This is a genomic window from Sporomusa sp. (assembly GCF_035561255.1).
Lineage (GTDB): Bacteria > Bacillota > Negativicutes > Sporomusales > Sporomusaceae > Sporomusa.
The window spans coordinates 1-20,958 of sequence record NZ_DATMXX010000002.1 but is presented as its reverse complement, the minus strand read 5'-3'; the positions used below and the strand labels follow the sequence as shown (position 1 = coordinate 20,958).

Annotated in this window: 22 protein-coding genes and 1 riboswitch; of the genes, 21 read left to right on the top strand and 1 reads right to left on the bottom strand. The window is 46.0% G+C overall.

Annotated features, from left to right (window positions below; all coding sequences use genetic code 11):
• Positions 1-33: 33 nt before the first annotated feature.
• From def to hslO, 19 genes are all read left to right on the top strand, one after another.
• Positions 34-477, top strand: coding sequence for a peptide deformylase (def, locus tag VN379_RS00145; protein ID WP_414714940.1), 444 nt, complete (start codon positions 34-36; stop codon positions 475-477).
• A 4-nt stretch (positions 478-481) separates the two neighbouring features.
• The gene (gene fmt, locus VN379_RS00140; RefSeq protein ID WP_325529581.1) at positions 482-1,423 is read left to right on the top strand and encodes a methionyl-tRNA formyltransferase; all 942 of its coding nucleotides are present in this window, start codon (positions 482-484) and stop codon (positions 1,421-1,423) included.
• Between the two features lie 12 nt (positions 1,424-1,435).
• Positions 1,436-2,206 carry a DUF116 domain-containing protein gene (locus VN379_RS00135; RefSeq protein ID WP_325529579.1) on the top strand — a complete coding sequence of 257 codons (771 nt, stop codon included), beginning with the start codon at positions 1,436-1,438 and terminating at the stop codon, positions 2,204-2,206.
• A 28-nt stretch (positions 2,207-2,234) separates the two neighbouring features.
• The gene (gene rsmB, locus VN379_RS00130; protein WP_325529577.1) at positions 2,235-3,593 is read left to right on the top strand and encodes a 16S rRNA (cytosine(967)-C(5))-methyltransferase RsmB; all 1,359 of its coding nucleotides are present in this window, start codon (positions 2,235-2,237) and stop codon (positions 3,591-3,593) included.
• 13 nt (positions 3,594-3,606) lie between these two features.
• Positions 3,607-4,659, top strand: coding sequence for a 23S rRNA (adenine(2503)-C(2))-methyltransferase RlmN (gene rlmN / locus VN379_RS00125; RefSeq protein WP_325529575.1), 1,053 nt, complete (start codon positions 3,607-3,609; stop codon positions 4,657-4,659).
• A 92-nt stretch (positions 4,660-4,751) separates the two neighbouring features.
• The gene (locus tag VN379_RS00120; protein ID WP_325529573.1) at positions 4,752-5,513 is read left to right on the top strand and encodes a DUF3662 and FHA domain-containing protein; all 762 of its coding nucleotides are present in this window, start codon (positions 4,752-4,754) and stop codon (positions 5,511-5,513) included.
• Position 5,514: 1 nt separating this feature from the next.
• Entirely contained in the window at positions 5,515-5,994 is a 480-nt protein-coding gene (locus tag VN379_RS00115) for an FHA domain-containing protein (RefSeq protein ID WP_325529571.1), read from the top strand.
• Positions 5,995-5,999: 5 nt separating this feature from the next.
• Positions 6,000-6,713 (top strand): Stp1/IreP family PP2C-type Ser/Thr phosphatase, encoded by a 714-nt coding sequence (locus tag VN379_RS00110; RefSeq protein ID WP_325529568.1) that lies wholly within the window; start codon positions 6,000-6,002, stop codon positions 6,711-6,713.
• Between the two features lie 2 nt (positions 6,714-6,715).
• A complete protein-coding gene (locus VN379_RS00105) occupies positions 6,716-7,981 on the top strand; it encodes an FtsW/RodA/SpoVE family cell cycle protein (RefSeq protein WP_325529566.1) in 1,266 nt (421 codons plus the stop codon).
• Positions 7,971-9,395 (top strand): peptidoglycan D,D-transpeptidase FtsI family protein, encoded by a 1,425-nt coding sequence (locus tag VN379_RS00100; protein ID WP_325529564.1) that lies wholly within the window; start codon positions 7,971-7,973, stop codon positions 9,393-9,395. The genes VN379_RS00105 and VN379_RS00100 overlap by 11 nt, the downstream gene beginning before the upstream one ends.
• 12 nt (positions 9,396-9,407) lie before the next feature.
• The gene (pknB, locus tag VN379_RS00095) at positions 9,408-11,294 is read left to right on the top strand and encodes a Stk1 family PASTA domain-containing Ser/Thr kinase (RefSeq protein ID WP_325529562.1); all 1,887 of its coding nucleotides are present in this window, start codon (positions 9,408-9,410) and stop codon (positions 11,292-11,294) included.
• A 12-nt stretch (positions 11,295-11,306) separates the two neighbouring features.
• Positions 11,307-12,182, top strand: a complete 876-nt coding sequence (rsgA, locus tag VN379_RS00090; protein ID WP_325529560.1) for a ribosome small subunit-dependent GTPase A — start codon at positions 11,307-11,309, stop codon at positions 12,180-12,182.
• Entirely contained in the window at positions 12,183-12,839 is a 657-nt protein-coding gene (gene rpe / locus VN379_RS00085) for a ribulose-phosphate 3-epimerase (protein ID WP_325529558.1), read from the top strand.
• Positions 12,840-12,891: 52 nt separating this feature from the next.
• Positions 12,892-13,024, top strand: a riboswitch (FMN riboswitch).
• A 106-nt stretch (positions 13,025-13,130) separates the two neighbouring features.
• Positions 13,131-14,267, top strand: coding sequence for a bifunctional diaminohydroxyphosphoribosylaminopyrimidine deaminase/5-amino-6-(5-phosphoribosylamino)uracil reductase RibD (gene ribD, locus VN379_RS00080; RefSeq protein WP_325529556.1), 1,137 nt, complete (start codon positions 13,131-13,133; stop codon positions 14,265-14,267).
• Complete coding sequence (locus VN379_RS00075; RefSeq protein WP_325529554.1) at positions 14,230-14,883, top strand: riboflavin synthase; 654 nt, start codon at positions 14,230-14,232, stop codon at positions 14,881-14,883. The genes ribD and VN379_RS00075 overlap by 38 nt, the downstream gene beginning before the upstream one ends.
• A 42-nt stretch (positions 14,884-14,925) precedes the next feature.
• A complete protein-coding gene (locus VN379_RS00070) occupies positions 14,926-16,140 on the top strand; it encodes a bifunctional 3,4-dihydroxy-2-butanone-4-phosphate synthase/GTP cyclohydrolase II (protein WP_325529552.1) in 1,215 nt (404 codons plus the stop codon).
• Entirely contained in the window at positions 16,140-16,610 is a 471-nt protein-coding gene (gene ribE, locus VN379_RS00065; RefSeq protein WP_325529550.1) for a 6,7-dimethyl-8-ribityllumazine synthase, read from the top strand. The genes VN379_RS00070 and ribE overlap by 1 nt, the downstream gene beginning before the upstream one ends.
• A gap of 30 nt (positions 16,611-16,640) precedes the next feature.
• Entirely contained in the window at positions 16,641-17,201 is a 561-nt protein-coding gene (yfcE, locus tag VN379_RS00060; protein WP_325529548.1) for a phosphodiesterase, read from the top strand.
• Positions 17,202-17,220: 19 nt separating this feature from the next.
• Positions 17,221-18,090 carry an Hsp33 family molecular chaperone HslO gene (gene hslO, locus VN379_RS00055; RefSeq protein ID WP_325529546.1) on the top strand — a complete coding sequence of 290 codons (870 nt, stop codon included), beginning with the start codon at positions 17,221-17,223 and terminating at the stop codon, positions 18,088-18,090.
• A gap of 105 nt (positions 18,091-18,195) precedes the next feature.
• Here the strand turns inward: hslO and rpmB are convergent, their stop codons facing one another.
• Positions 18,196-18,387, bottom strand: a complete 192-nt coding sequence (gene rpmB, locus VN379_RS00050) for a 50S ribosomal protein L28 (RefSeq protein WP_325529544.1) — start codon at positions 18,385-18,387, stop codon at positions 18,196-18,198.
• Positions 18,388-18,579: 192 nt separating this feature from the next.
• Here rpmB and VN379_RS00045 point away from each other — a divergent pair, with 192 nt between their 5' ends.
• Complete coding sequence (locus VN379_RS00045; RefSeq protein ID WP_325529542.1) at positions 18,580-18,786, top strand: DUF1858 domain-containing protein; 207 nt, start codon at positions 18,580-18,582, stop codon at positions 18,784-18,786.
• Positions 18,787-18,790: 4 nt separating this feature from the next.
• Positions 18,791-20,857, top strand: coding sequence for an ATP-dependent DNA helicase RecG (gene recG / locus VN379_RS00040; RefSeq protein ID WP_325529601.1), 2,067 nt, complete (start codon positions 18,791-18,793; stop codon positions 20,855-20,857).
• The last annotated feature ends 101 nt before the right edge of the window (positions 20,858-20,958 follow it).

Below are 20,958 nucleotides of genomic sequence, written 5' to 3'. Positions count from 1 at the left end.
GATAGGTAAGAGGAGGTATACACATTGTCGGTAATGGAAATTAGAAAAGCAGGCGACAAGATATTAAAAGAATTGGCAGTGCCTGTCGACAGGATTGACCGCAAAATTAGACACTTACTTAATGATATGGCCGAAACCATGTATGACGCTGATGGCGTAGGGTTAGCCGCGCCACAGGTCGGAGTGTCTTTACGCATCGTCGTTATCGATGTTGGTGAAGGCCTAATTGAGCTCATTAACCCGGTCATTGTTGCCAAAGAAGGCTGTGAAACCGGTATAGAGGGTTGCTTAAGCGTCCCCGGTATGTGTGGTGAGGTTGAAAGATATGCTACAGTTACCGTAGAGGCCTTAAACAGGAGCGGCAAGCAAATTCAGATTAACGGCTCAGGTCTTTTGGCCCGTGCTCTACAGCACGAAATAGATCATCTTAACGGTATTTTATTTATTGAATTAGCCAAAACCATGCGCAAGGGGTAATAGAATGGGAAAATTACGTGCATTATTTATGGGGACACCGGATTTTGCTGTACCGTGTTTAGAAATGCTGGTTAAAGAAGGTTATTATATAACCGCTGTTGTCACTCAGCCTGACCGTCCGAAAGGCCGCGGTCAGAAGCTTGCTAATTCACCGGTTAAAGAAACAGCGCTGGCATATAATTTACCGGTTTTGCAGCCTGAGAGCATTAGGACAGATGACTTCTACAACCAGATAACCGCACTCGCTCCTGATATAATTATTGTTGTCGCTTTTGGTCAGTTCCTCCCTAAGAGAATCTTAGATATTCCAGCCTATGGCTGCATTAATGTGCACGCCTCATTATTACCCCAATATCGAGGATCAGCGCCTATTCATTGGGCCATCATTAACGGAGAGACGATAACTGGGATTACCACTATGTATATGGATGTCGGTATGGACACCGGTGACATGATTTTAAAGGCCGAACTGCCAATCCTGCCCACAGACACAACTGGCAGCCTCCACGATAAACTCAAAGATTTAGGCGCTGCGGTACTTGCAGACACCTTAAATCAAATAGCAGCCGGCCATGCGCCACGTCACCTGCAAAACGAGGCTGAGGCTACTTATGCCCGAATGCTTGACCGGGCTACCGAACGTATTGACTGGCACCAGCCGGCAGTTGCCCTCCACAATCTGGTGCGTGGACTCAATCCCTGGCCGGTAGCGTACTGCAGTTTTCAAAATAAATCAATGAAAATCTGGAAGACTAATGTTTATGATGAGTCACAGCCTTGTACAGAACCAGGCCGCGTTGTGCAAATAACCAAAGAAGGGCTTGTTGTCGGGACTGGTAAGGGAACCATAGAACTACTTGAGGTACAGCCTGAATCTAAACGACGAATGAAGGCAAGTGACTGTGTTTGCGGCTATTGCCTGACCGTAGGCAACCTATTTGAATAGAAGGTGGCAAATATGATTGATGTAGTACATAGGCCCCGCAAACGACTTTTTTTAGCGCTGATTCTCATTAGCCTGTTTTTGACAATTGTATCCAGTTACGGGCTGTGGGTTGTCAGTTTACCCGGATTAACTAATATTAGCAGCTATTTACCCCTGTTACTAGGAACACTGCTGGCAGCAGTTATTCTAGCCGCCGCCTGCGGTGTTACAGGTATTCTTCTGGCAATTCTTGGATTTAGAACACCTGGAATTTTTCAGGGTTTGGCCTGGTCTGCCATTAACCTCTTGTTTCCTATCGCCATCTGCATCGGGAAATTGTTTGATGTTGACAAAGAACGGATTGAACGTTCTTTTATCGAAGTGAGTAACCACCTAATCAAACAAAAAAACATCACGGTACAGCCAGCCAAACTGCTAATTATGACCCCGCACTGCCTCCAGCATGAAACCTGCCCCCATAAGATTACGCGTAATGTGTCCAACTGCCACCACTGCGGTCAATGCCAAATTGGTGATTTAGTAACACTGGCCAATAACTATGGTGTCCACCTGGCAGTCGTGACTGGCGGTACCTTGGCTAGAAAGGTGATAAAAAGCATCCGGCCGCACGCCGTATTGGCTATTGCCTGTGAACGTGACCTAACAAGCGGCATCCAGGATGTTTTTCCTTTACCTGTAATTGGCGTCCTCAACAGCCGGCCATTCGGGCCTTGCTGCAATACACGGGTTGACCTCGCAAAAATTGAAGAGGCTATTCAAAGCTTTTTAACAAACACTCAGTAACGAAATCTTTAAAGATGGTGGCATCGATATGAATGTAAAAAAATTTGACGCCAGGGAAATAGCACTAAAAATACTTAATGACATCGAAACAAATGGTGCTTATGCTAATATTGCCCTGACACGCGAGATAAACCGTCAGCTGTCCCTAGGGCAGCTTTCTGATCAAGACCGGCGGTTTATAACTGAATTGGTATACGGTACCGTCAAAGCCGGCGCTACTTTGGACTGGATGCTTAGTAACTACCTGAGCCGTCCGCTTACTAAAGTAGCGCCTATTATTAGAAATATCCTGCGATTAGGTATATACCAATTATTTTTTTTGGAAAAAGTTCCTGCTTCTGCGGCCTGTAACCAAGCAGTTGAATTGACCAAGAAATATGGACATGCCGGTACCGTCAAATTTGTCAACGGGGTTCTGAGAAATGCCGCCCGCAGCCCGGAAAAAATAGTTTACCCTGACCAGGACAAACAACCTATAAAATATCTGGCCCTTAAGTACTTTCATCCCGAATGGCTTATTGCCCGCTGGGTTAAACGCCTGGGTGCCACTGCATGTGAAGAATTGTGTCAGATTAATAATAATAATCCGCCATTGTCGATACGCACTAATACAGTTAAAACTAACCGTACTGAACTCCTACAGCGTTTGAAAAACGAGGGAGTCAAGTGCCAGGCCTCCGACTGGACTCCAGAAGGTATAGTATGTTACGAGCACCCGGGCCTAAGCACCCTTGCCTCACTGCAAGAAGGCCTTTTTCAGGTACAAGACGAGAGTTCCATGCTAGTAGCCCATATCCTTGATCCTCAACCTGGCGAGTTTATTATTGATGCCTGCGGCGCTCCCGGCGGTAAAACCACCCATATTGCCACCCTCATGAATAATACCGGCAAGGTATTATCTACCGACATTTATGAACATAAGCTGACTCTGACTAGAGAAAACGCCAGCCGCCTTGGCTTAACCAATATTGATACCAAGGCACTTGATGCTGTCAATTTAGATAGCTTGTATTCGCTTAAGGCTGATAGAGTCCTTGTTGACGCCCCTTGTTCCGGATTGGGTGTAATCAGGCGTAAGCCTGATTCCCGCTGGCGTAAAACGGAAGAAATCCTGCGGGATTTACCCAAATTGCAGGCAGCCATCTTAACCAGTGCCGCCCAGTGTGTAAAACCTGGTGGTGTATTGGTCTATAGTACCTGTACGACCGAGCCTGAAGAAAACCAGAATATTGTCGATGCATTTCTCCAGGAGCAGCCTATGTTTGTCCTGGAAACAGCAGGTCAATACCTGCCTGGCCAAAAGCGGCCAGATGCGATGTTGCAGTTTTGGCCGCACACCGACGGTGTAGATGGTTTTTTCATAGCTCGCATGACACGGCAGAAATAAGGCGGTATCTATTATGATAACTCCAGCAAAAACCGAATTATTTGGCTTGTTTGCCGCTGAAACCGCCGAGGCCTTGAAACCGCTGGGCCTTGAGCCGTACCGCGGTAAACAAATTGCTGAATGGCTGTATAAACATGGGGTACGTGAATTTGACACAATGACTAACCTGGCTAAAGACCAGCGCACTAAGCTTCGTAATAGTTTTACCATTATGAAGCTTAGCCAAAAGGCCGCCCAGCACTCCAGGGACGGCAAAACGAGTAAATTTCTCCTGGCATTTCCTGATGATATGGCTGTTGAAACTGTTCTCATGCGCCAGCACTATGGCAATAGTGTCTGCATTTCTACCCAGGTAGGTTGTGCCATGGGCTGTTCTTTCTGCGCCTCAACACTGGGCGGACTGGCCAGAAACCTCACTGGTGGTGAAATCCTGGCCCAGGTGTTATATATTAATGAATTATTAAAACAAGAAGAGCATAAGATCGATTCCATTGTGATCATGGGATCAGGCGAGCCCTTGGCCAATTACGATAATGTTATGAGATTTATTCGACTCATCCATGAACCCTACTGCCTTAACCTGAGTTATCGCAGCATAACACTGTCCACTGCAGGACTTGTTCCCGAAATCAACAAATTAGCCGACGAAGGGATTCCAATTACATTGTCGATCTCCTTGCATGCGCCCAATAACGAGCTTAGAACCAGGCTTATGCCTGTCAATAAGCGCTATCCACTTGAGCAGGTGATAGCGGCCGGGAGTAGATACGCCCAAATCACAGGCAGGCGAATTACCTACGAATATACCTTGATTGCCGGTATCAACGATCAGCCGGTACATGCCCGCGAACTGGCGATGCTCCTCAAAGGGCACCTAGCCAGCATTAATTTAATCCCTATCAACCCGGTTCCTGAACGGGGCTTGCTCCGCCCGGCACCGTCAGATATTAGCAGGTTTGAGCAACTATTAAAAAACGAACATCTTAATGTCACCCTCAGACGGGAGATGGGGACAGATATTGACGCCGCATGTGGCCAACTGCGGCATAAAATACTATCGGAATAATGGTTAATTTTGACTAGCCTGGCGATATCGCGTATAATTAGACTAAGTTTATAAATTATTAATTTACGCAATAATAGCGGGAGTGTTACAAGTTGAAGTTTGTCCGCAATATCGAAAACTTTTTTGAAAAGTATATTGAAGGCTTTTTTAATAAGCAATTTACCAGCGGGTTACAGCCGGTAGAGATTGCCAAGCATTTGGGGCGAATGATGGAAGATGAGCGTACAGTGGGGGTTTCCCATGTCTATGTACCTAATCATTATTCGGTATATCTAAGCCGCGAAGACTATGATCGGCTGGATCCCTATGCTTCAGCCGTATGTAGTGAATTATCAGCTTATTTGTCTGAAGAGAGTCGGCGTAAAGGCTATACCATGTCTGGCGGCCCCCAAATCGAGCTTTTTGCTGATGATAAGCTGGCTAAACAAGCGTTCCGGGTCACATCAAGTTTTACGGATGCCCCCTATGAAGAACACTGCAATCAGGCGGAAAGCGCGGCCAGCGATACCAGGGTATTTGATAAACTCGATCCTGCTCTCCAGGAGTGCTCCCCGCCGCAGCTCCTGCACGGACTTTTGACAGTGTTCGAGGGGCTTGATGCTGGTCTCAAAGTTGACTGTACCACAAACAGAATCAATATTGGCCGCCGAAACACAAATGAATTACCGCTAACAGACATGAATACCTCGCGGTTACACGTATATATTGTTTATGAAGACGGCTGTCATGTACTTCATGATGCCAAAAGTCTTAATGGAACTTATGTTAATGGCCATCGCATTACTCATAAACTACTAAAAAACGGTGACAGAATAAAAGTAGGCAATACTGTAATTTTATATGAGGTGAAGTGAATTGCCTGCTAAAATACATTTGTTCAGTATTGTTGTAATGGCCTTGCAGTATAGTCTGGTCCTGCTGCTCTATTATTTTTTATACCGTGTAGTGATGATTGCAGCTAAAGATTTAACGAAACTTGCAGTGACGCCGCAAACCCCAATGGTTCTCTTTCAGCAAGGGGAGAGCACTACGGTGAATGGGCCTGCTAAACTGATCGTTATCGATGATAGCAAAGCTCTATTGACACAAACTGTCTATCCTATAACAGAAAGCTTAACCATAGGGCGCAGTCAAGATAATGATTTAATTATTAATGATACCATTGTTTCCCACGAACATGCCTGTATATCTAAATCGAAACAAACGTACCTTATAGCTGATCTACACAGCACTAACGGTACATTGCTCAATGGTCAACGGATTGAAGAAGAGACTGCTCTGGCGGACGGCGATGTAATACAAATCGGGGCAGTTACTCTTAAGTTTGAGAGGTGACTTCCATGCTGGCATTTGCACAGACAGACATTGGTATGGTACGTAAAACCAATGAAGATAGTTTCATTTTTTCGCCGCCGCACTTATTTGTAGTTGCCGACGGCATGGGCGGCCATGTTGCAGGAGAAATTGCCAGCAACCTAGGGGCCAGTACCATCCAAGAGTATATTAAAAATTGCAGAGAGCTATCTGATTGGGAATATAATCTAAAAGAGGCAATTATTCAGGCCAATACTATTATCTATCAGATGTCGCAGGCTAAAAGCGAATGCCTGGGTATGGGCACTACGGTTACGGCGGTATATGCAGACGGGTCTGACATATACTGGGGACATGTAGGTGATAGCAGGCTTTATCTGATCAGGGAAAATAAACTCCTTCAGATAACTAACGACCATTCGCTGGTTGGAGAATTAGTGCAGAGTGGCAGTATCACACCTGAGGAGGCGCTAGTGCATCCTCACCGAAATATCTTGACTAGAGCAGTAGGTACCAGTGATGCAATTGCTGTGGATTCAGGCAGGTTTTTGCAACAACCTGCAGACCGTTTGCTGTTATGCACAGATGGACTAACGAACATGGTGTCTGAGGAAGATATCCTTAGCATCTGTTTACAATATGAGAATCCGCAAAAAGTTGTTAACAAACTCGTCGAACAGGCTGGTCAAGCAGGCGGCTACGACAATATTACTGCAATTATTGTAGAGTATAGGGATTAGCCATGAATCACACGAAATTGACCGAGTTGGGGTTGCTGGTTCTGGCTGGCCTGGTGCTGCTAAACGGCTATCTCGTAGTTACGTTAACAAATAATCAATTTAGTTACCAGGGCCTGGGAGTAATCACCTGCTTAATTTTTCTGTGGATGATGACGGCTGTTGTCATTCGCCGTTCTGCAGGCAGCGCAGATCCGGTGCTATTTCCTTTGGCCGTATTTTTAGCATCCATTGGGTTAACAATTATCTTAAGGCTTCGACCTGATTTGTTTTTTCCACAAGCTATGTGGATGATGGCAGGACTAATCTCATTTACCACTACTGTATTTGTTTTTCGTCAGGCCGAAGCAGTTGCAAAATATAAGTATTTATGCGGTATAACAGGCATCGCACTATTATTAATCACCATCACCTTTGGCGTAGATATTGGCGGCAACAAAAACTGGGTTATTTTAGGCCCAATCCGATTTCAGCCGTCTGAGTTTGCGAAACTATTTATTATCATATTTTTAGCTGCCTACTTAAGCGAACGGCAACAACTTTTAACTTTTGCAACTAGGCATTATGGTCCCTTTGTCTTGCCGCATCCTCGTTTTATCGCACCGCTGCTGGCGCTGTGGGGGTTAACAATGGCCATGCTCATTGTTCAACGTGACCTTGGCTCAGCACTGTTATATTTCGGCACTACAGTAACTATGGCTTATATGGCAAGCGGCCGGCTTAGTTATGTTGTAATAGCTCTTGGGCTGTTCTTTGTAGGATCTACTATCTGCTACCTGTTGTTTCCTCATGTCCAGGTCCGTATTGACATCTGGCTTGATCCCTGGACTGATCCTACCGGGCGTGCCTATCAGATTGTCCAGTCATTGTTTGCTTTCGGCTCAGGCGGAATCCTGGGCAGCGGTCTCACTTTCGGTTATCCTAATACCATACCGGAGGTGCATACCGATTTCATATTTGCTGCTATCGGAGAGGAGCTGGGATTAGCCGGCTCAGCTGCCATAATCATTGCCTATATACTTATTGTATATAGGGCCTTCCGTACAGCACTGACATCGCAGACGTCATTTACGATGTTGCTTGCCGGTGGACTAGCTATCCTTACAGCGCTTCAGATTTTTCTTATAATTGGCGGAGTAACTAAGTTTTTGCCATTGACCGGTATAACCCTGCCGCTCATTAGCTATGGCGGAAGCTCAATGGTCTCAAGCTTTATCCTGCTGGGTATGTTATTTGCCATATCGGAGGCGACAGTGCCCAATGAGCAATAAAACCATGCAAGATCATTCTATTCGCCGGAATATCCATAAGGTAGCACTGTTTTCTATTGGGTTGCTGGTTACGCTGCTTGGCTATGTAACCTATCTGCAGGTTGTTGAAAGCAATAGTCTTAGCTTTAACCCGCTTAATCGACGCACAGCCAAGGCTGCCCTTAAAGTCGAGCGCGGCCTAATCACCGACAGCCATGGCAGAATAGTTGCCTTAAGTAAACCGACGGCCCAAGAGGAATACAAAAGAGAATATCCTTATGATGTATTATTTGCTCATATAGTCGGCTATGACAGCCTTACATATGGCAAATCCGGGATTGAAAGCTCCTATGACGGCTATCTGTCCGGGCAGAAAAATCCTGAGCACCAATTAGGTGCTATCAGCCAATTATTTAAAAATAGCGCAGGTAACAATGTTACACTTACAATTGATGCACAACTTCAAAAGGTTGCCTATCAGGCCCTTGGAGCTAACCGTGGTGCCATTGTAGTCATATCACCAAAAACTGGCGCAATTTTGGCCATGATCAGCCGCCCCAGTTTTGACCCGGGCAGCCTTGACGCCAACTGGGATAATGTTTCGCAAGCTGCGAACAGCCCACTCCTTAATAGAGCGACACAAGGCTTATATCCACCAGGCTCAATTATCAAAGTACTTATAGCCGAAGCAGCATTAGCTGAACAAATTGCTACAGGCAAGAGCGAGTTTAATTGTACTGGAGCGCTTAAAATCGGGCCAGATTATGTACTGCCTGAGTCTGGTAACAGGGCTCATGGAAAACTTAACCTGGAAGAAGCCCTGGCAGTATCCTGTAATGTAACCTTTGGCCAATTAGCGCTGGACCTGGGACGTACCAAAATGTCCAAGAGCTTTGAGCGTTATGGCTTTTCTCAGCCGCTTGGCGGCGACATCTTGGAAAATCCAGGCAAACTGCCGGATTTCAGCAAACTAGGCGATGGCGATTTGGCCCAAACAGGTATTGGACAAGGCAGCCTTCTGGTCACACCACTAAGGATGGCCATGCTGGCAGCAACCTTTGCCAATAGAGGAATTATGATGAAACCATATTTAGTACAAAAAATTACTACACCTGATGGAACAGTAATTAGTGAAACCTCACCGGAAAAATGGCTGTCGCCAGTAGAAGCTAAACTTGCTAATCAAGTATCCCGTATGATGGTCACTGTAGTTAAAGAAGGAACAGGAAATAAAGCTGCAATTCAAGGCATAGAGGTTGCTGGCAAAACCGGCACTGCCGAAAACCCGCATGGCTCTCCTCACGCCTGGTTTATTGGTTTCGCACCAGCTGACAATCCGCAGATTGCAGTAGCCGTAATTATTGAAAACTCCGGTTCTGGCGGCAGTATCGCCGCTCCGGCAGCTCACGAAGTCTTAGTACAGGCACTACGTTAAGGGGGTGAATTAATGCTCAATCGCACACTTGATGATCGTTACACAATACTGGAACGTATTGGCGGCGGGGGAATGGCCGATGTATATCGTGCCCACGATAAGCTGCTTGATCGGTCAGTAGCCGTTAAAGTACTTCGCTCACAATTTACCGACGATGAGGAGTTTGTAAGCCGGTTCCGGCGTGAAGCGCAGGCAGCCGCCAAACTTTCTCACCCCAATATCGTCAATATTTATGATGTTGGCCTTGATGAACAAGCCTATTATATTATTATGGAGTATATCTCAGGCGAAACGCTGAAGGATAAAATCGAACGAGAAGCGCCTTTACCTGTCGAAACTGCGGTTCGGATATCCATCGAAATAGCGGAAGCACTTGAACACGCTCATCAGAATAATTTGGTACATTGTGATATTAAACCGCATAATATTTTGGTTACCCGTTCAGGCCGCATTAAAGTAACTGACTTTGGTATTGCCAGGGCAGTTACTTCGTCCACGATGACTAACTCCGGCACAATTATCGGATCAGTTCATTATTTTTCTCCCGAACAAGCCAAAGGCGCTGCCGTGGGAGCTAAATCAGATATCTATTCTCTCGGTGTCGTGCTCTATGAAATGCTGACAGGCCATGTGCCATTTAGCGGTGAATCCCCTATAAGCATTGCCTTGAAACATCTACAGGAAGAGCCTAAACCGCCCCGCGAACTCAATCCGGACATACCGCCCCTCATTGAGGCAATTGTACTTAAGGCGATGGCTAAAGATCCTGCAGCCCGATTTAGTGATATCGGTGAAATGACTGCCGATTTTAAATTAACTCAGCATTATCTCAGGGATGACAGCACCCGCCGGTTGTCCCGCAATGACTTCCCCACACAGGTTCTACCACAGATAACACCATCGGCAAACCCGGAGAACTCGATCAAACCGGTGCAAGCCCATCCCCCCACGCCTAATCCGTCCGGATCAAAATTTAATAAGTCCTGGATGTGGGGGATATTACTTTTTCTTTTAATCTCTTCAACACTTGCCGCTTTTTTAGGTTTTGGAAAATTCTGGAGCTTAAATGAGGTTACAGTACCGGACATTGTCGGCAAACAGGTAGATACAGCCCGCAATATTCTAATTAGCAATAACCTTCGTGTGGTAGTTTCTGATGCCTTTAGCGACAAAGTCCCGGCAGGCTATGTCATTTCCCAACAACCAGAGCCTGGGACAACTGTTAAAGAGCAGCGAACCATCACGGTCATTGTTAGCAAAGGTGGCGAGGTGACTGTAGTCCCCGACTTACGCGGACTTAATCGCCGTGATGCTGAGCTGCAGATTAAAAATTCCGGGCTAAAACTAGGCCGGGTTGACGAACAATTCGCCGAGGATACTCCTCAGGATACTGTTATCAGCCAGAATCCCCGGCCGCCAGCACAAATCACTAAGGGCACAGCCATTGACATTGTTATAAGCAAAGGGGCTGGTCCTAAAAAAGTGATACTCCCTGATTTCCAGGGATCACTATTGAGTACTGTTACTACCCAACTGGAAAGCATGAAACTAAAACAAGGAAAAGTAACAGAAACTCTTAATGACAAATATCCACCTGGAACCATTATCGGCCAAAATCCGCCCCCAGCAACTGAAGTAGCTGAAGGTACGGCCATCGACTTTTCTGTCGCCAAAGGCGTACCCGGGGCTGTTAAAAGAGCAATGGTTCAAATAACAATACCTGATGGCCCAACCCGTCAACCCTTGCAAATTGTCGTAACAGATGCCAATGGGCGCCGCGTTGTCTATGAGGGTACACATAAACCTGGCGAACGAGTAGAGAAAACAGTAGAAGGCATCGGTCAGGTTCGCGTTCAGGTATATATAAGCGAGAAATTATTACAGGAACAAACAATATAGGAGGCCTACCATGTGCTGAAAGGTATTGTAGTAAAAGCCTATAACAGTTACTACTATATACAGTCAGGCAGTAAGCTTGTAACCTGCAATCTGCGCGGCCGGTTTAAGAAGGAACGTTTTTCACTCCTTGTAGGGGATGAGGTTACCTATACGTTAACCGGCCTGGATAAAGGCGTCATTGAGGAAATACTGCCCAGGCGCAGCATGCTAAAACGCCCAATGGTAGCCAATGTTGATCAGGTTGTTTTAACCTTTGCCGCTGTTAATCCTAATATTAACCCTGTTTTAGTGGACAAATTCCTGGTTATTGCTGAGTTCTCCGAGCTTGAAATCGTCTTATGTATTAATAAAATTGACCTTTCAGACTCAGAATCAGTAACAAAATTGGCAGAACGTTATGAGCAGGTTGGTTATAAAATACTTGCTGTATCTGCCCGGCTGGGAACAGGTATTGATGCTCTGCATGCGCTTCTATATGATAAAATCACAGTATTTGCCGGTCCTTCAGGCGCTGGCAAATCTACAATACTTAACGCCGTTCAGCCGGGCTTAGAGCTCATGACAGGTGAAGTCAGCCATAAGATTGGCCGTGGCAAACATACTACGCGGTTTGCCGAGCTGTTGCCTGTAACAGGCGGGGGTTTTGTCGTCGACACTCCAGGGTTTAGCTTCACGGAGTTTAACGATATCGAAGAAGCTCATTTAATGGACTACTTCCCTGATATATCCAGGATCGCGCCGGAGTGCAAATTCAGCAGCTGCCTCCATTACAAGGAACCACGGTGTGCTGTTAAACAAGCAATGGCTGAAGGCCGTATCCATCCGGAAAGATATCAGTCCTATCTTGAGATACTGACTGAAATTAGAGAAAGCAAGAAGGGGTACTAGATGAATCATCCGATTAAGGTTGCTCCATCCATCTTGTCTGCTGATTTTTCACGGTTAGGCGATGAAATAATTAAGATTGAACAGGCGGGGGCCGACTGGGTACATATTGACGTTATGGACGGCCATTTTGTACCTAACCTAACATTTGGTCCACCGGTTATCGCAGCCATTCGTAAAGTAACCAAACTACCTTTTGATGTTCATTTAATGATTACCAATCCGCAGGACTTAATCGAACCGTTTGTAAAAGCAGGAGCCGATATTATTACTGTTCATGCAGAAACTGCGCCACATCTGCACCGCCTAATTCAAACTATTAAAGAACAAGGCAAAAAAGCAGGCGTATCATTAAACCCATCTACACCGCTAAGCATTGTAGAAGAAGTGCTCGGTGATATTGATATGGTGCTTATCATGAGTGTTAATCCAGGCTTTGGCGGACAAAAGTTCATCCCAGGTGCTATCGATAAGATTACCCGGTTAAGAGATATGCTTACTGCCCGCAAACTTACCGTTGATATTGAGGTGGACGGTGGCATTAACGCCGCTACTGCCCGTGAGGTAACAGCCGCCGGCGCCAATATTCTAGTTGCCGGTTCAGCAGTGTATGGTGCACCCAATATAGCTGAAGCAATTAAGGCAATCCGTGGGGCTTGATTAATTTGCCGCTTAATGGTAACATATGAAGTAGCTAATAAATAATTACATAGTGAGCCTTTGGGGCAAGGTGAAAAAGAGAAATCTTTTGATTCCTGACCGGCGGTACAGCCCGCGAGCCGTTATACGGCTGATCTGGTGTAACTCCAGAGCCGACAGTATAGTCTGGATGGTAAAAGGCGTATTGTTCTGCCATGACGGCATTTCCTAAATTTGCCTATTTAACTGTTGATAGCCCCAAAGCTACTCAACAGTTTTTTTATTTTATCCTATCGATATTGGGGGACTTCTATGGATGAATACTACATGCAACAGGCCCTGACTATTGCTCAGTATGCCAAAGGCCGTACCAGTCCTAACCCGCTGGTGGGTGCTGTTATCGTAAATGCGGGACGAATCGTAGGGCAGGGCTGGCATCGCCAAGCCGGCACACCACATGCTGAAATTCATGCTTTGGCTCAGGCAGGCGAGTTAGCAAAAGATGCCACTATCTATGTAACTCTTGAACCATGCTCTCATCATGGGCGGACAGGTCCCTGTGCTGATGCTTTGATACAGGCCGGTGTTAAGAAAGCCGTTGTTGCCCTGACTGATCCTAATCCGCTGGTTGCCGGCAATGGTATCAACCGGCTGAGAGCAGCTGGTATTGAAGTGGTCGAAGGTGTCTTGGCACCAGAAGCAGCCAAACTCAACGAAGTGTTTATCAAATGGATTGTTACAGGAATGCCTTGGGGTGTTCTCAAAACAGCCATATCACTTGACGGCAAAATTGCCGCTTATACCGGTCATTCTAAATGGATAACCGGTTTGGCGGCAAGAGAACATGTCCATAGACTTAGAGATACCTATGATGGCATCCTGGTAGGTATCGGTACAGTGCTTGCGGACAATCCTGAGTTGACAACCCGTTTACCGGAGGGTGGCCAAAATCCGGTGAGGATCATTGTCGACAGTATGGCCCGCACCCCATTAAGCGCCAAAATAGTGACAGACGGCCAGGCACAAACAATTATTGCCACCAGCAGGGAAGCACCGGCAGATCGGATTGCAGCTCTGAGCAGTAGAGGCATTGAAGTGCTAACCCTTGAACAAACACCCACAGGTATCAACCTGCGCCAGTTGTTTAAAATATTAGGAGAACGCCGTATTACCAGTATCCTGATTGAAGGCGGCGCTACCATTAACGCTTCTGTACTTACAGCCAATCTAATAGATAAGGTACACTGCTTCATTGCTCCGAAAATAATTGGTGGCATCAATGCACCTAGTCCGGTAGGGGGTATGGGCATCCCCGCCGTAGATCAAGCGATCATGCTTGAGGATATAACGTCTGAATCAATTGGTACTGACATATTAATTACCGGCTACATAGCCGGACGGGAGGGACACGATGTTTACCGGACTTGTGGAAGAACTCGGCAAAGTTAAACAGATAGCACGGGGAACCAAATCTGTGCGCCTGACTGTGGCTGGCAACAAAGTGCTGTCAGATGTTAAAGTTGGTGACAGCATTGCCGTTAACGGAACCTGTCTCACAGTCGTTGATTTTGGCCGGGATTGGTTTACCGCCGATGTCATGCCGGAGACGGTTGACCGAACAGCCCTGTCTGGACTTAAGCCAGGCGATACCATCAATCTGGAACGTACACTCCGGGTCGGTGACCGGCTCGGCGGTCATATTGTCAGCGGTCATATTGATGGAGTCGGCCTGATCTTAGCCAAAGAACAAAATGATAATGCTGTTATTGTCAGAATTGGTGCCGGACCCGAAGTCATGCGCTACATTATCAGTAAGGGTTCTATTGCAATTGATGGTACAAGCCTGACTGTTGTCGACTGCGGTCCAGACTGGTTTACGGTTTCGCTTATTCCGCATACTGCAGCCCTAACTACTGTAGGGCTTAAACCAGCAGGTGCACCAGTAAATTTAGAAGCAGATATCATTGGCAAATATGTTGAGAAACTGCTTGGTTTGGCACCAGATACCAAACCAACTGATAAGATCACACGCGGATTTCTCGAACAGCACGGGTTTGCATTTTAAGCTTTGTTATATGCCGCTAGGCAACGAAACGGAGGATTCTATATGAAATTCAACACTATTGAAGAGGCTATCGAAGATATAAAAAATGGCAAGATTGTTGTGGTTATCGATGATGAGGACCGGGAGAATGAGGGTGACCTAATTATGGCCGCCGAAAAAGTAACACCTGAAGCCATCAACTTTATGGCTACTCATGCCCGCGGCCTTATCTGCATGCCGATTATAGGCAGCAGACTTGACGAGCTTGGTATTGGTGCTATGGTTCTGGAAAACACAGATAATCATTGCACTGCTTTTACAGTCTCTGTTGATGCCAAATCAGTGACGACCGGCATATCAGCTCACGAAAGATCCATAACTGTACAAACAGTGCTTGATTGCCAGACAGTTGCCAGCGATCTCAGACGGCCTGGTCATATCTTTCCGCTGAGGTACTGCGAAGGTGGCGTGCTGCGACGGACAGGCCACACTGAGGCGGCTGTTGATTTGGCCATGCTGGCCGGCCTATATCCGGCTGGCGTAATTTGTGAAGTCATGAATGAAGACGGCACAATGTCCCGGACACCGGAACTAATGGATTTTGTGAAAAAACATGATCTAAAATTGATTACCATTGCTGACCTGATAAAATATCGCAAAAAACACGAACGGTTTGTCACCAGGGCAGCAGAAACTAATCTACCAACTAAGTACGGGGATTTTAGGCTTATTGCCTACGAAAGTCAGTTAGATAATCAATGCCATATCGCTCTGGTGAAAGGCGATATTACCAATAAACAGGCTGTATTGGTACGCGTTCATTCTGAATGCCTGACAGGCGATGTTTTAGGCTCGTTACGCTGCGATTGCGGTGATCAATTGGCTCATGCCTTAAAACGTATTGAAAAAGAAGGCTGCGGCGTACTGCTCTATATGCGACAGGAAGGAAGAGGCATTGGTTTAGCCAATAAAATTCGTGCCTATGCACTGCAAGATAAAGGTAAAGACACTGTCGAAGCCAATGAACTGTTAGGTTTTGCCCCAGATCTCAGAGATTATGGTATTGGTGCCCAAATATTGGCAGATCTTGGCTTAACCAGCATCAAGCTACTTACTAATAATCCCCGGAAACGGATCGGGCTTGAAGGCTACGGCTTAACAATTACCGAACGGGTTCCGCTTGAAATACTGGCTAATAAATTTAATAACCGATATTTATCTGCAAAAAAATCCAAACTGGGACATTTACTCAAACAATATGAGGAGGCGCAAAACTAATGGAAAATATCAAAACTTATGAAGGAAATTTAGTTGCTGAAGGATTAAAATTCGGCATCATTGTAGCAAGGTTCAACGAATTTATTACCAGCAAGTTGCTTGGTGGCACCTTGGACGCACTTAAGCGTCATGGCGCTACCGCCGAAAACATGGAGATTGCCTGGGTTCCTGGCGCCTACGAGATTCCTCTTATCGCGCAAAAAATGGCAATGAGCAAAAAATATGATGCTGTCATTTGCCTTGGCACAGTTATCAGAGGCAGTACCAGCCATTACGACTATGTTTGCGCCGAGGTATCTAAAGGAGTAGCCCATGTCGGCTTAAACAGCGGTGTCCCTACCATATTTGGCGTACTCACCACCGATACCATTGAGCAAGCCATTGAGCGGGCCGGCACCAAAGCAGGAAATAAGGGCTTTGACGCCGCTGTATCAGCCATCGAGATGGCTAACCTTATCAAGGGACTATAACACTCAATCTTACCTTTGGCGGAGGTTCATATGAAAGTAGGTATAATCAGTGATACTCATGGCTGTCTGGAAACCTGGCAAAAAGTATTTAACAGCTATTTCCATGATGCTGATTTAATTATCCATGCTGGTGACGTACTTTATCACGGCCCGCGTAATGCCATTCCTGACGAATATAATCCCAAAAAACTGGCCGAAGTTCTGAACAGCTGCCCTGTACCGATTGTTACGGCCTGCGGTAACTGCGACTCCGCGGTTGACGGTATGGTGCTTAAGCTGCCCATCCAATCGCCGTACACCTATCTAATGCTGCATGGCTTAAGAGTAGCCGTAACCCATGGCCATAATCTGACGACAGAAGAGGCCCGGCAAGAGCTTGCGCTGCGGCTAAAGGCCGATATTTTCATTACCGGCCATACCCATATTGCTGACATGACAAAGAATAATGGCGTTATTTATCTAAACCCAGGCTCACCCGGGATGACCAAGCGTCCAGACGGCCGCAGTACCATTGCCTGGATAAAAGATAATAAAGTCGAAATAATAGATATAACAACAGGCCAACCCCTTGCTTCAGAAGTACTGGCCTAGTTCCGGAGGTTACAACTCTATGCACGACCATCTAATTCGGGCTACAGCGCCTGGAATTCGCGCCTTTGCGGCTGTTACTACCAATCTTGTAGAAGAAGCCCGCCGGCGTCATGATTGCTTCCCTGTGGCCACCGCAGCACTTGGCCGTACCATGACTGGCGCCCTGTTAATGGCTGCCAATCTAAAAACCGCTGAAAACCTGACTATCAGAATTTCAGGTAATGGGCCGCTCGGCGAAATAGTAGCTGATGCTTCCCCTGATGGATCGGTGCGCGGCTATGTCAGAAATCCCTTTGTGGATTTACCACTAAAAAACGGTAAATTGGCTGTTGGCCAAGCGGTAGGCAGCGGTCACATCTACGTTACCCGCTTTGCCGGCCTCAAGCAGCCATTTACCGGCAGCGCGGCACTAGTTTCAGGTGAAATAGCCGAAGACCTGACTCACTATCTGACAGTTTCAGAGCAAACACCGTCAAGCGTCGCTCTGGGCGTACTGATTGCCCCTGATACAACAACGCTAGCAGCTGGTGGATTCTTTATCCAGGCTTTACCAGGTGCTGAAGAAGATGCGCTTATAAAGTTGGAAGATAATCTGCGCCATATATCACCTGTTTCGCAGATGGTTCATAACGGCCAAGATGCTAAGGGAATCTTAGAAACCGTCTTTTATGGACTGCCAACTACAGTCTATGATACATTGAATGTTAAATTCAATTGTCAGTGTTCACGCGAAAGGGTACAGGGGATGCTGGTCAGCCTTGGTGCTGACGAGATAAAAGCAATGGCTGCCGAAGGGCAAGCAGAGGTATGCTGCCACTTTTGCAATGAAAAATATCAATTTGACTCCAGGGAGCTTACCAACATCTTAGAACAATTTGCAACAAATTAAAAATGTTCAAAAAAACAGCGTTCCAAGCGACCGCTGTTTTTTGAACATATAAATAAAAAAGGACTTGAATTAATCAAGTCCTTCATTAACTGCTTGCCTCGGTTGTTACACTGCGCGTTGAATCTTACCAGAACGCAGACAACGGGTGCATACATTCACGCGTTTAGTGGCACCTTTAACTAAAGCTTTAACTCTTTGTATGTTAGGCTTCCAGGTGCGCTTGGTTTTAAGGTGGGAATGACTGACATTGAAGCCGGAACGCTCACCTTTACCACAAATCTCACAAACATTTGCCATCTATTTCCACCTCCTGTAGGACAATCCTCATGTACTCAACGTGACTATTTTAGCACAATTTACTTATAGTATGCAAGGCCAAATCGAATTTTCTCCAGATATTTCATAAAATATCCGGTATTTGGTGTGCATCAGCAGGAATTGTGCGTATAATATTGAAATTAGAAATAAGTAAACGAAGGGGGGCTAGCTATGTTCACTAGAAGCACTCCGATAATTGAAGCTCTACGCTTACATTCCCAAGCTTGCAAAATTTTTGCCAAATATGGTATGGGTTGTATTGGTTGTATGGGATCGACGACAGAAACTATTGAAACTGGTGCTACTATGCACGATATTGATGTTGAGGCTCTACTGGCTGAATTAAACGAGTTGCTGGCAGGAGCAAACAAAGTGTAAGGTGATGGTTATTCAAAAATTATGGTCTGCTAAAATACAATTTTTAAAAGGTGTTGGACCAGCCAATGCGGCTAAATTAGCAAAATTAGGTATTTTAACGGTTGGTCAGCTCTTAGAGCATTACCCGCGCCGCTATGAGGACCGGAGTAACCATAAGCTGATTGCTGAATTAACCGATGGGCAATATGAAACTTTCCGGGCAGTAATCATTAACATCGGTGAATTAAAATCACACCGTGGTCTTAAGATTGTAAAGGTTACCGTCCGCGACCAATCCGGGGTGGCCCAGCTTACCTGGTTCAATCAATCATATATTAAAAATAAATATAAACCTGGTATGGAGCTTATTATTTCAGGCAAAGTGCAGCGGCGCCTGCAGGCGATCGAAATAAATAAACCTGATATCGAGCTTGCAGCTGAATTTAATGCTGACTCTGGACAGATTATACCGGTATATCCGACTACTGAGAATACTCCCCAATGGCAATTACGCGCCCTCACGCGGCAAGCGGTGGAACTCCTCCAGACTTCACCGGCACCTGAGGAGGATTCGCTACCTGCTGAGATAGTCTCCGGGCATAATCTTATGAATCGCCAACAGGCGCTGACTACTATCCATTTTCCGAAAAATATGCAAACACTGACAGAGGCCAGGCGACGCCTGGTATTTGAAGAATTATATTTATTACAATGCGGCCTGGCATACCTAAAGCAAAAAAACAAGTACAGATGTCGAGGGATCAAGCATGCTCCTGACGCTCAATTAATAGCTAAAATAGAAAGCAACCTACCCTTTTCACTGACCAGTGATCAAACTCAAACCCTGTGCGAAATTAAAGCCGATATGGAAGACACCACACCGATGCAGCGTCTGTTACAGGGGGATGTTGGCTCAGGTAAGACAGTTGTTGCCGCTATAGCTCTGGCCAAAACCGTGGAAAACGGTTACCAAGGAGCCATGATGGCGCCAACCGAGATTCTAGCTGAACAACATTATCATACTCTCGCAAAACTACTTGCTCCACATGGCATTAAGCTGGCTGTACTGACAGGTAAACTTACCCGTAAGTCTCGCGATCAGTTGTTAGGCCATATTAAAGACGGTGGAATTGATATCGTTGTCGGCACCCATGCACTTATCCAGGACGATGTCGAATTCAAACATTTGGGCCTTGTTGTAACTGATGAGCAACATCGGTTCGGCGTTCAGCAGCGTGCTCGACTAGAAGCCAAAGGAGGGCAGCCTGACGTATTGGTTATGACAGCAACGCCCATTCCTCGAACAATGGCACTTACAGTGTATGGTGATCTTGATGTATCAATTATTCGCGAACTCCCACCCGGTCGCCAGCCAATTGCCACCTATTCCCGTGGCAGCGAACGCCGGGCAAGAGTTTATGCTTTTGCCGTGGACCAAATCAAGGCCGGGCGGCAGGTTTATATTGTCTGCCCGCTTGTCGAAGAATCTGAAAAGGTGGAAGCCCAGTCAGCAGTAAACATTCATGAAGAATTATCGTCTACATTTTTTAAGAATTACCACTGCGGGCTGCTGCATGGTAAGATGAAACCACAGGAAAAGGACGCTGTAATGGCGGCCTTTTCCTGTGGTGAAATTAAGGCGCTTATCGCCACAACAGTAATTGAAGTAGGTGTAAATGTACCTAATGCCACTGTTATGATTATCGAAGGTGCCGACCGGTTTGGTCTTGCGCAATTGCATCAGTTGCGTGGCCGGGTAGGCAGAGGAGTGCATAAGTCTTATTGTGTTCTGTTATCTGATAGCACTAACGAAGAGACGGTTGAGCGGCTCAGAGTTATGACCGAGATTAATGATGGGTTTATTCTTGCTGAAAAAGATTTAGTCTTAAGAGGGCCAGGCCAGTTTTTTGGTACTGCCCAGCATGGCATGCCTGATTTAAAAATTGCTGACATCATCAGAGATACTGATATTTTACTTGAGGCTCGCCGTGCCGCTCAGCAGACAGTCTGTTCACCTGAGTATTTAGAGAGGGTATGGAAAACCCTCAAGAGCTGGTTTGGCGATAAATTCAGTATGGTATTCTGCAGGTAAATAAACAAAAAAAAGCGGCGGCTTTTGAAGGCCGCCAATTATGGGAGAGGAGAAAATTTACACTACTAATATTGACATTCCAGACAGTATTTATACATATT

Bases quoted from the DNA above. Each gene is read 5' to 3' on its own strand.
- def (WP_414714940.1), top strand. From the start codon at position 34: ATGGAAATTAGAAAAGCAGGCGACAAGATATTAAAAGAATTGGCAGTG.
- fmt (WP_325529581.1), top strand. From the start codon at position 482: ATGGGAAAATTACGTGCATTATTTATGGGGACACCGGATTTTGCTGTA.
- VN379_RS00135 (WP_325529579.1), top strand. From the start codon at position 1,436: ATGATTGATGTAGTACATAGGCCCCGCAAACGACTTTTTTTAGCGCTG.
- rsmB (WP_325529577.1), top strand. From the start codon at position 2,235: ATGAATGTAAAAAAATTTGACGCCAGGGAAATAGCACTAAAAATACTT.
- rlmN (WP_325529575.1), top strand. From the start codon at position 3,607: ATGATAACTCCAGCAAAAACCGAATTATTTGGCTTGTTTGCCGCTGAA.
- VN379_RS00110 (WP_325529568.1), top strand. From the start codon at position 6,000: ATGCTGGCATTTGCACAGACAGACATTGGTATGGTACGTAAAACCAAT.
- VN379_RS00105 (WP_325529566.1), top strand. From the start codon at position 6,716: ATGAATCACACGAAATTGACCGAGTTGGGGTTGCTGGTTCTGGCTGGC.
- VN379_RS00100 (WP_325529564.1), top strand. From the start codon at position 7,971: ATGAGCAATAAAACCATGCAAGATCATTCTATTCGCCGGAATATCCAT.
- pknB (WP_325529562.1), top strand. From the start codon at position 9,408: ATGCTCAATCGCACACTTGATGATCGTTACACAATACTGGAACGTATT.
- rpe (WP_325529558.1), top strand. From the start codon at position 12,183: ATGAATCATCCGATTAAGGTTGCTCCATCCATCTTGTCTGCTGATTTT.
- ribD (WP_325529556.1), top strand. From the start codon at position 13,131: ATGGATGAATACTACATGCAACAGGCCCTGACTATTGCTCAGTATGCC.
- VN379_RS00075 (WP_325529554.1), top strand. From the start codon at position 14,230: ATGTTTACCGGACTTGTGGAAGAACTCGGCAAAGTTAAACAGATAGCA.
- VN379_RS00070 (WP_325529552.1), top strand. From the start codon at position 14,926: ATGAAATTCAACACTATTGAAGAGGCTATCGAAGATATAAAAAATGGC.
- ribE (WP_325529550.1), top strand. From the start codon at position 16,140: ATGGAAAATATCAAAACTTATGAAGGAAATTTAGTTGCTGAAGGATTA.
- yfcE (WP_325529548.1), top strand. From the start codon at position 16,641: ATGAAAGTAGGTATAATCAGTGATACTCATGGCTGTCTGGAAACCTGG.
- hslO (WP_325529546.1), top strand. From the start codon at position 17,221: ATGCACGACCATCTAATTCGGGCTACAGCGCCTGGAATTCGCGCCTTT.
- rpmB (WP_325529544.1), bottom strand. From the start codon at position 18,387: ATGGCAAATGTTTGTGAGATTTGTGGTAAAGGTGAGCGTTCCGGCTTC.
- VN379_RS00045 (WP_325529542.1), top strand. From the start codon at position 18,580: ATGTTCACTAGAAGCACTCCGATAATTGAAGCTCTACGCTTACATTCC.
- recG (WP_325529601.1), top strand. From the start codon at position 18,791: ATGGTTATTCAAAAATTATGGTCTGCTAAAATACAATTTTTAAAAGGT.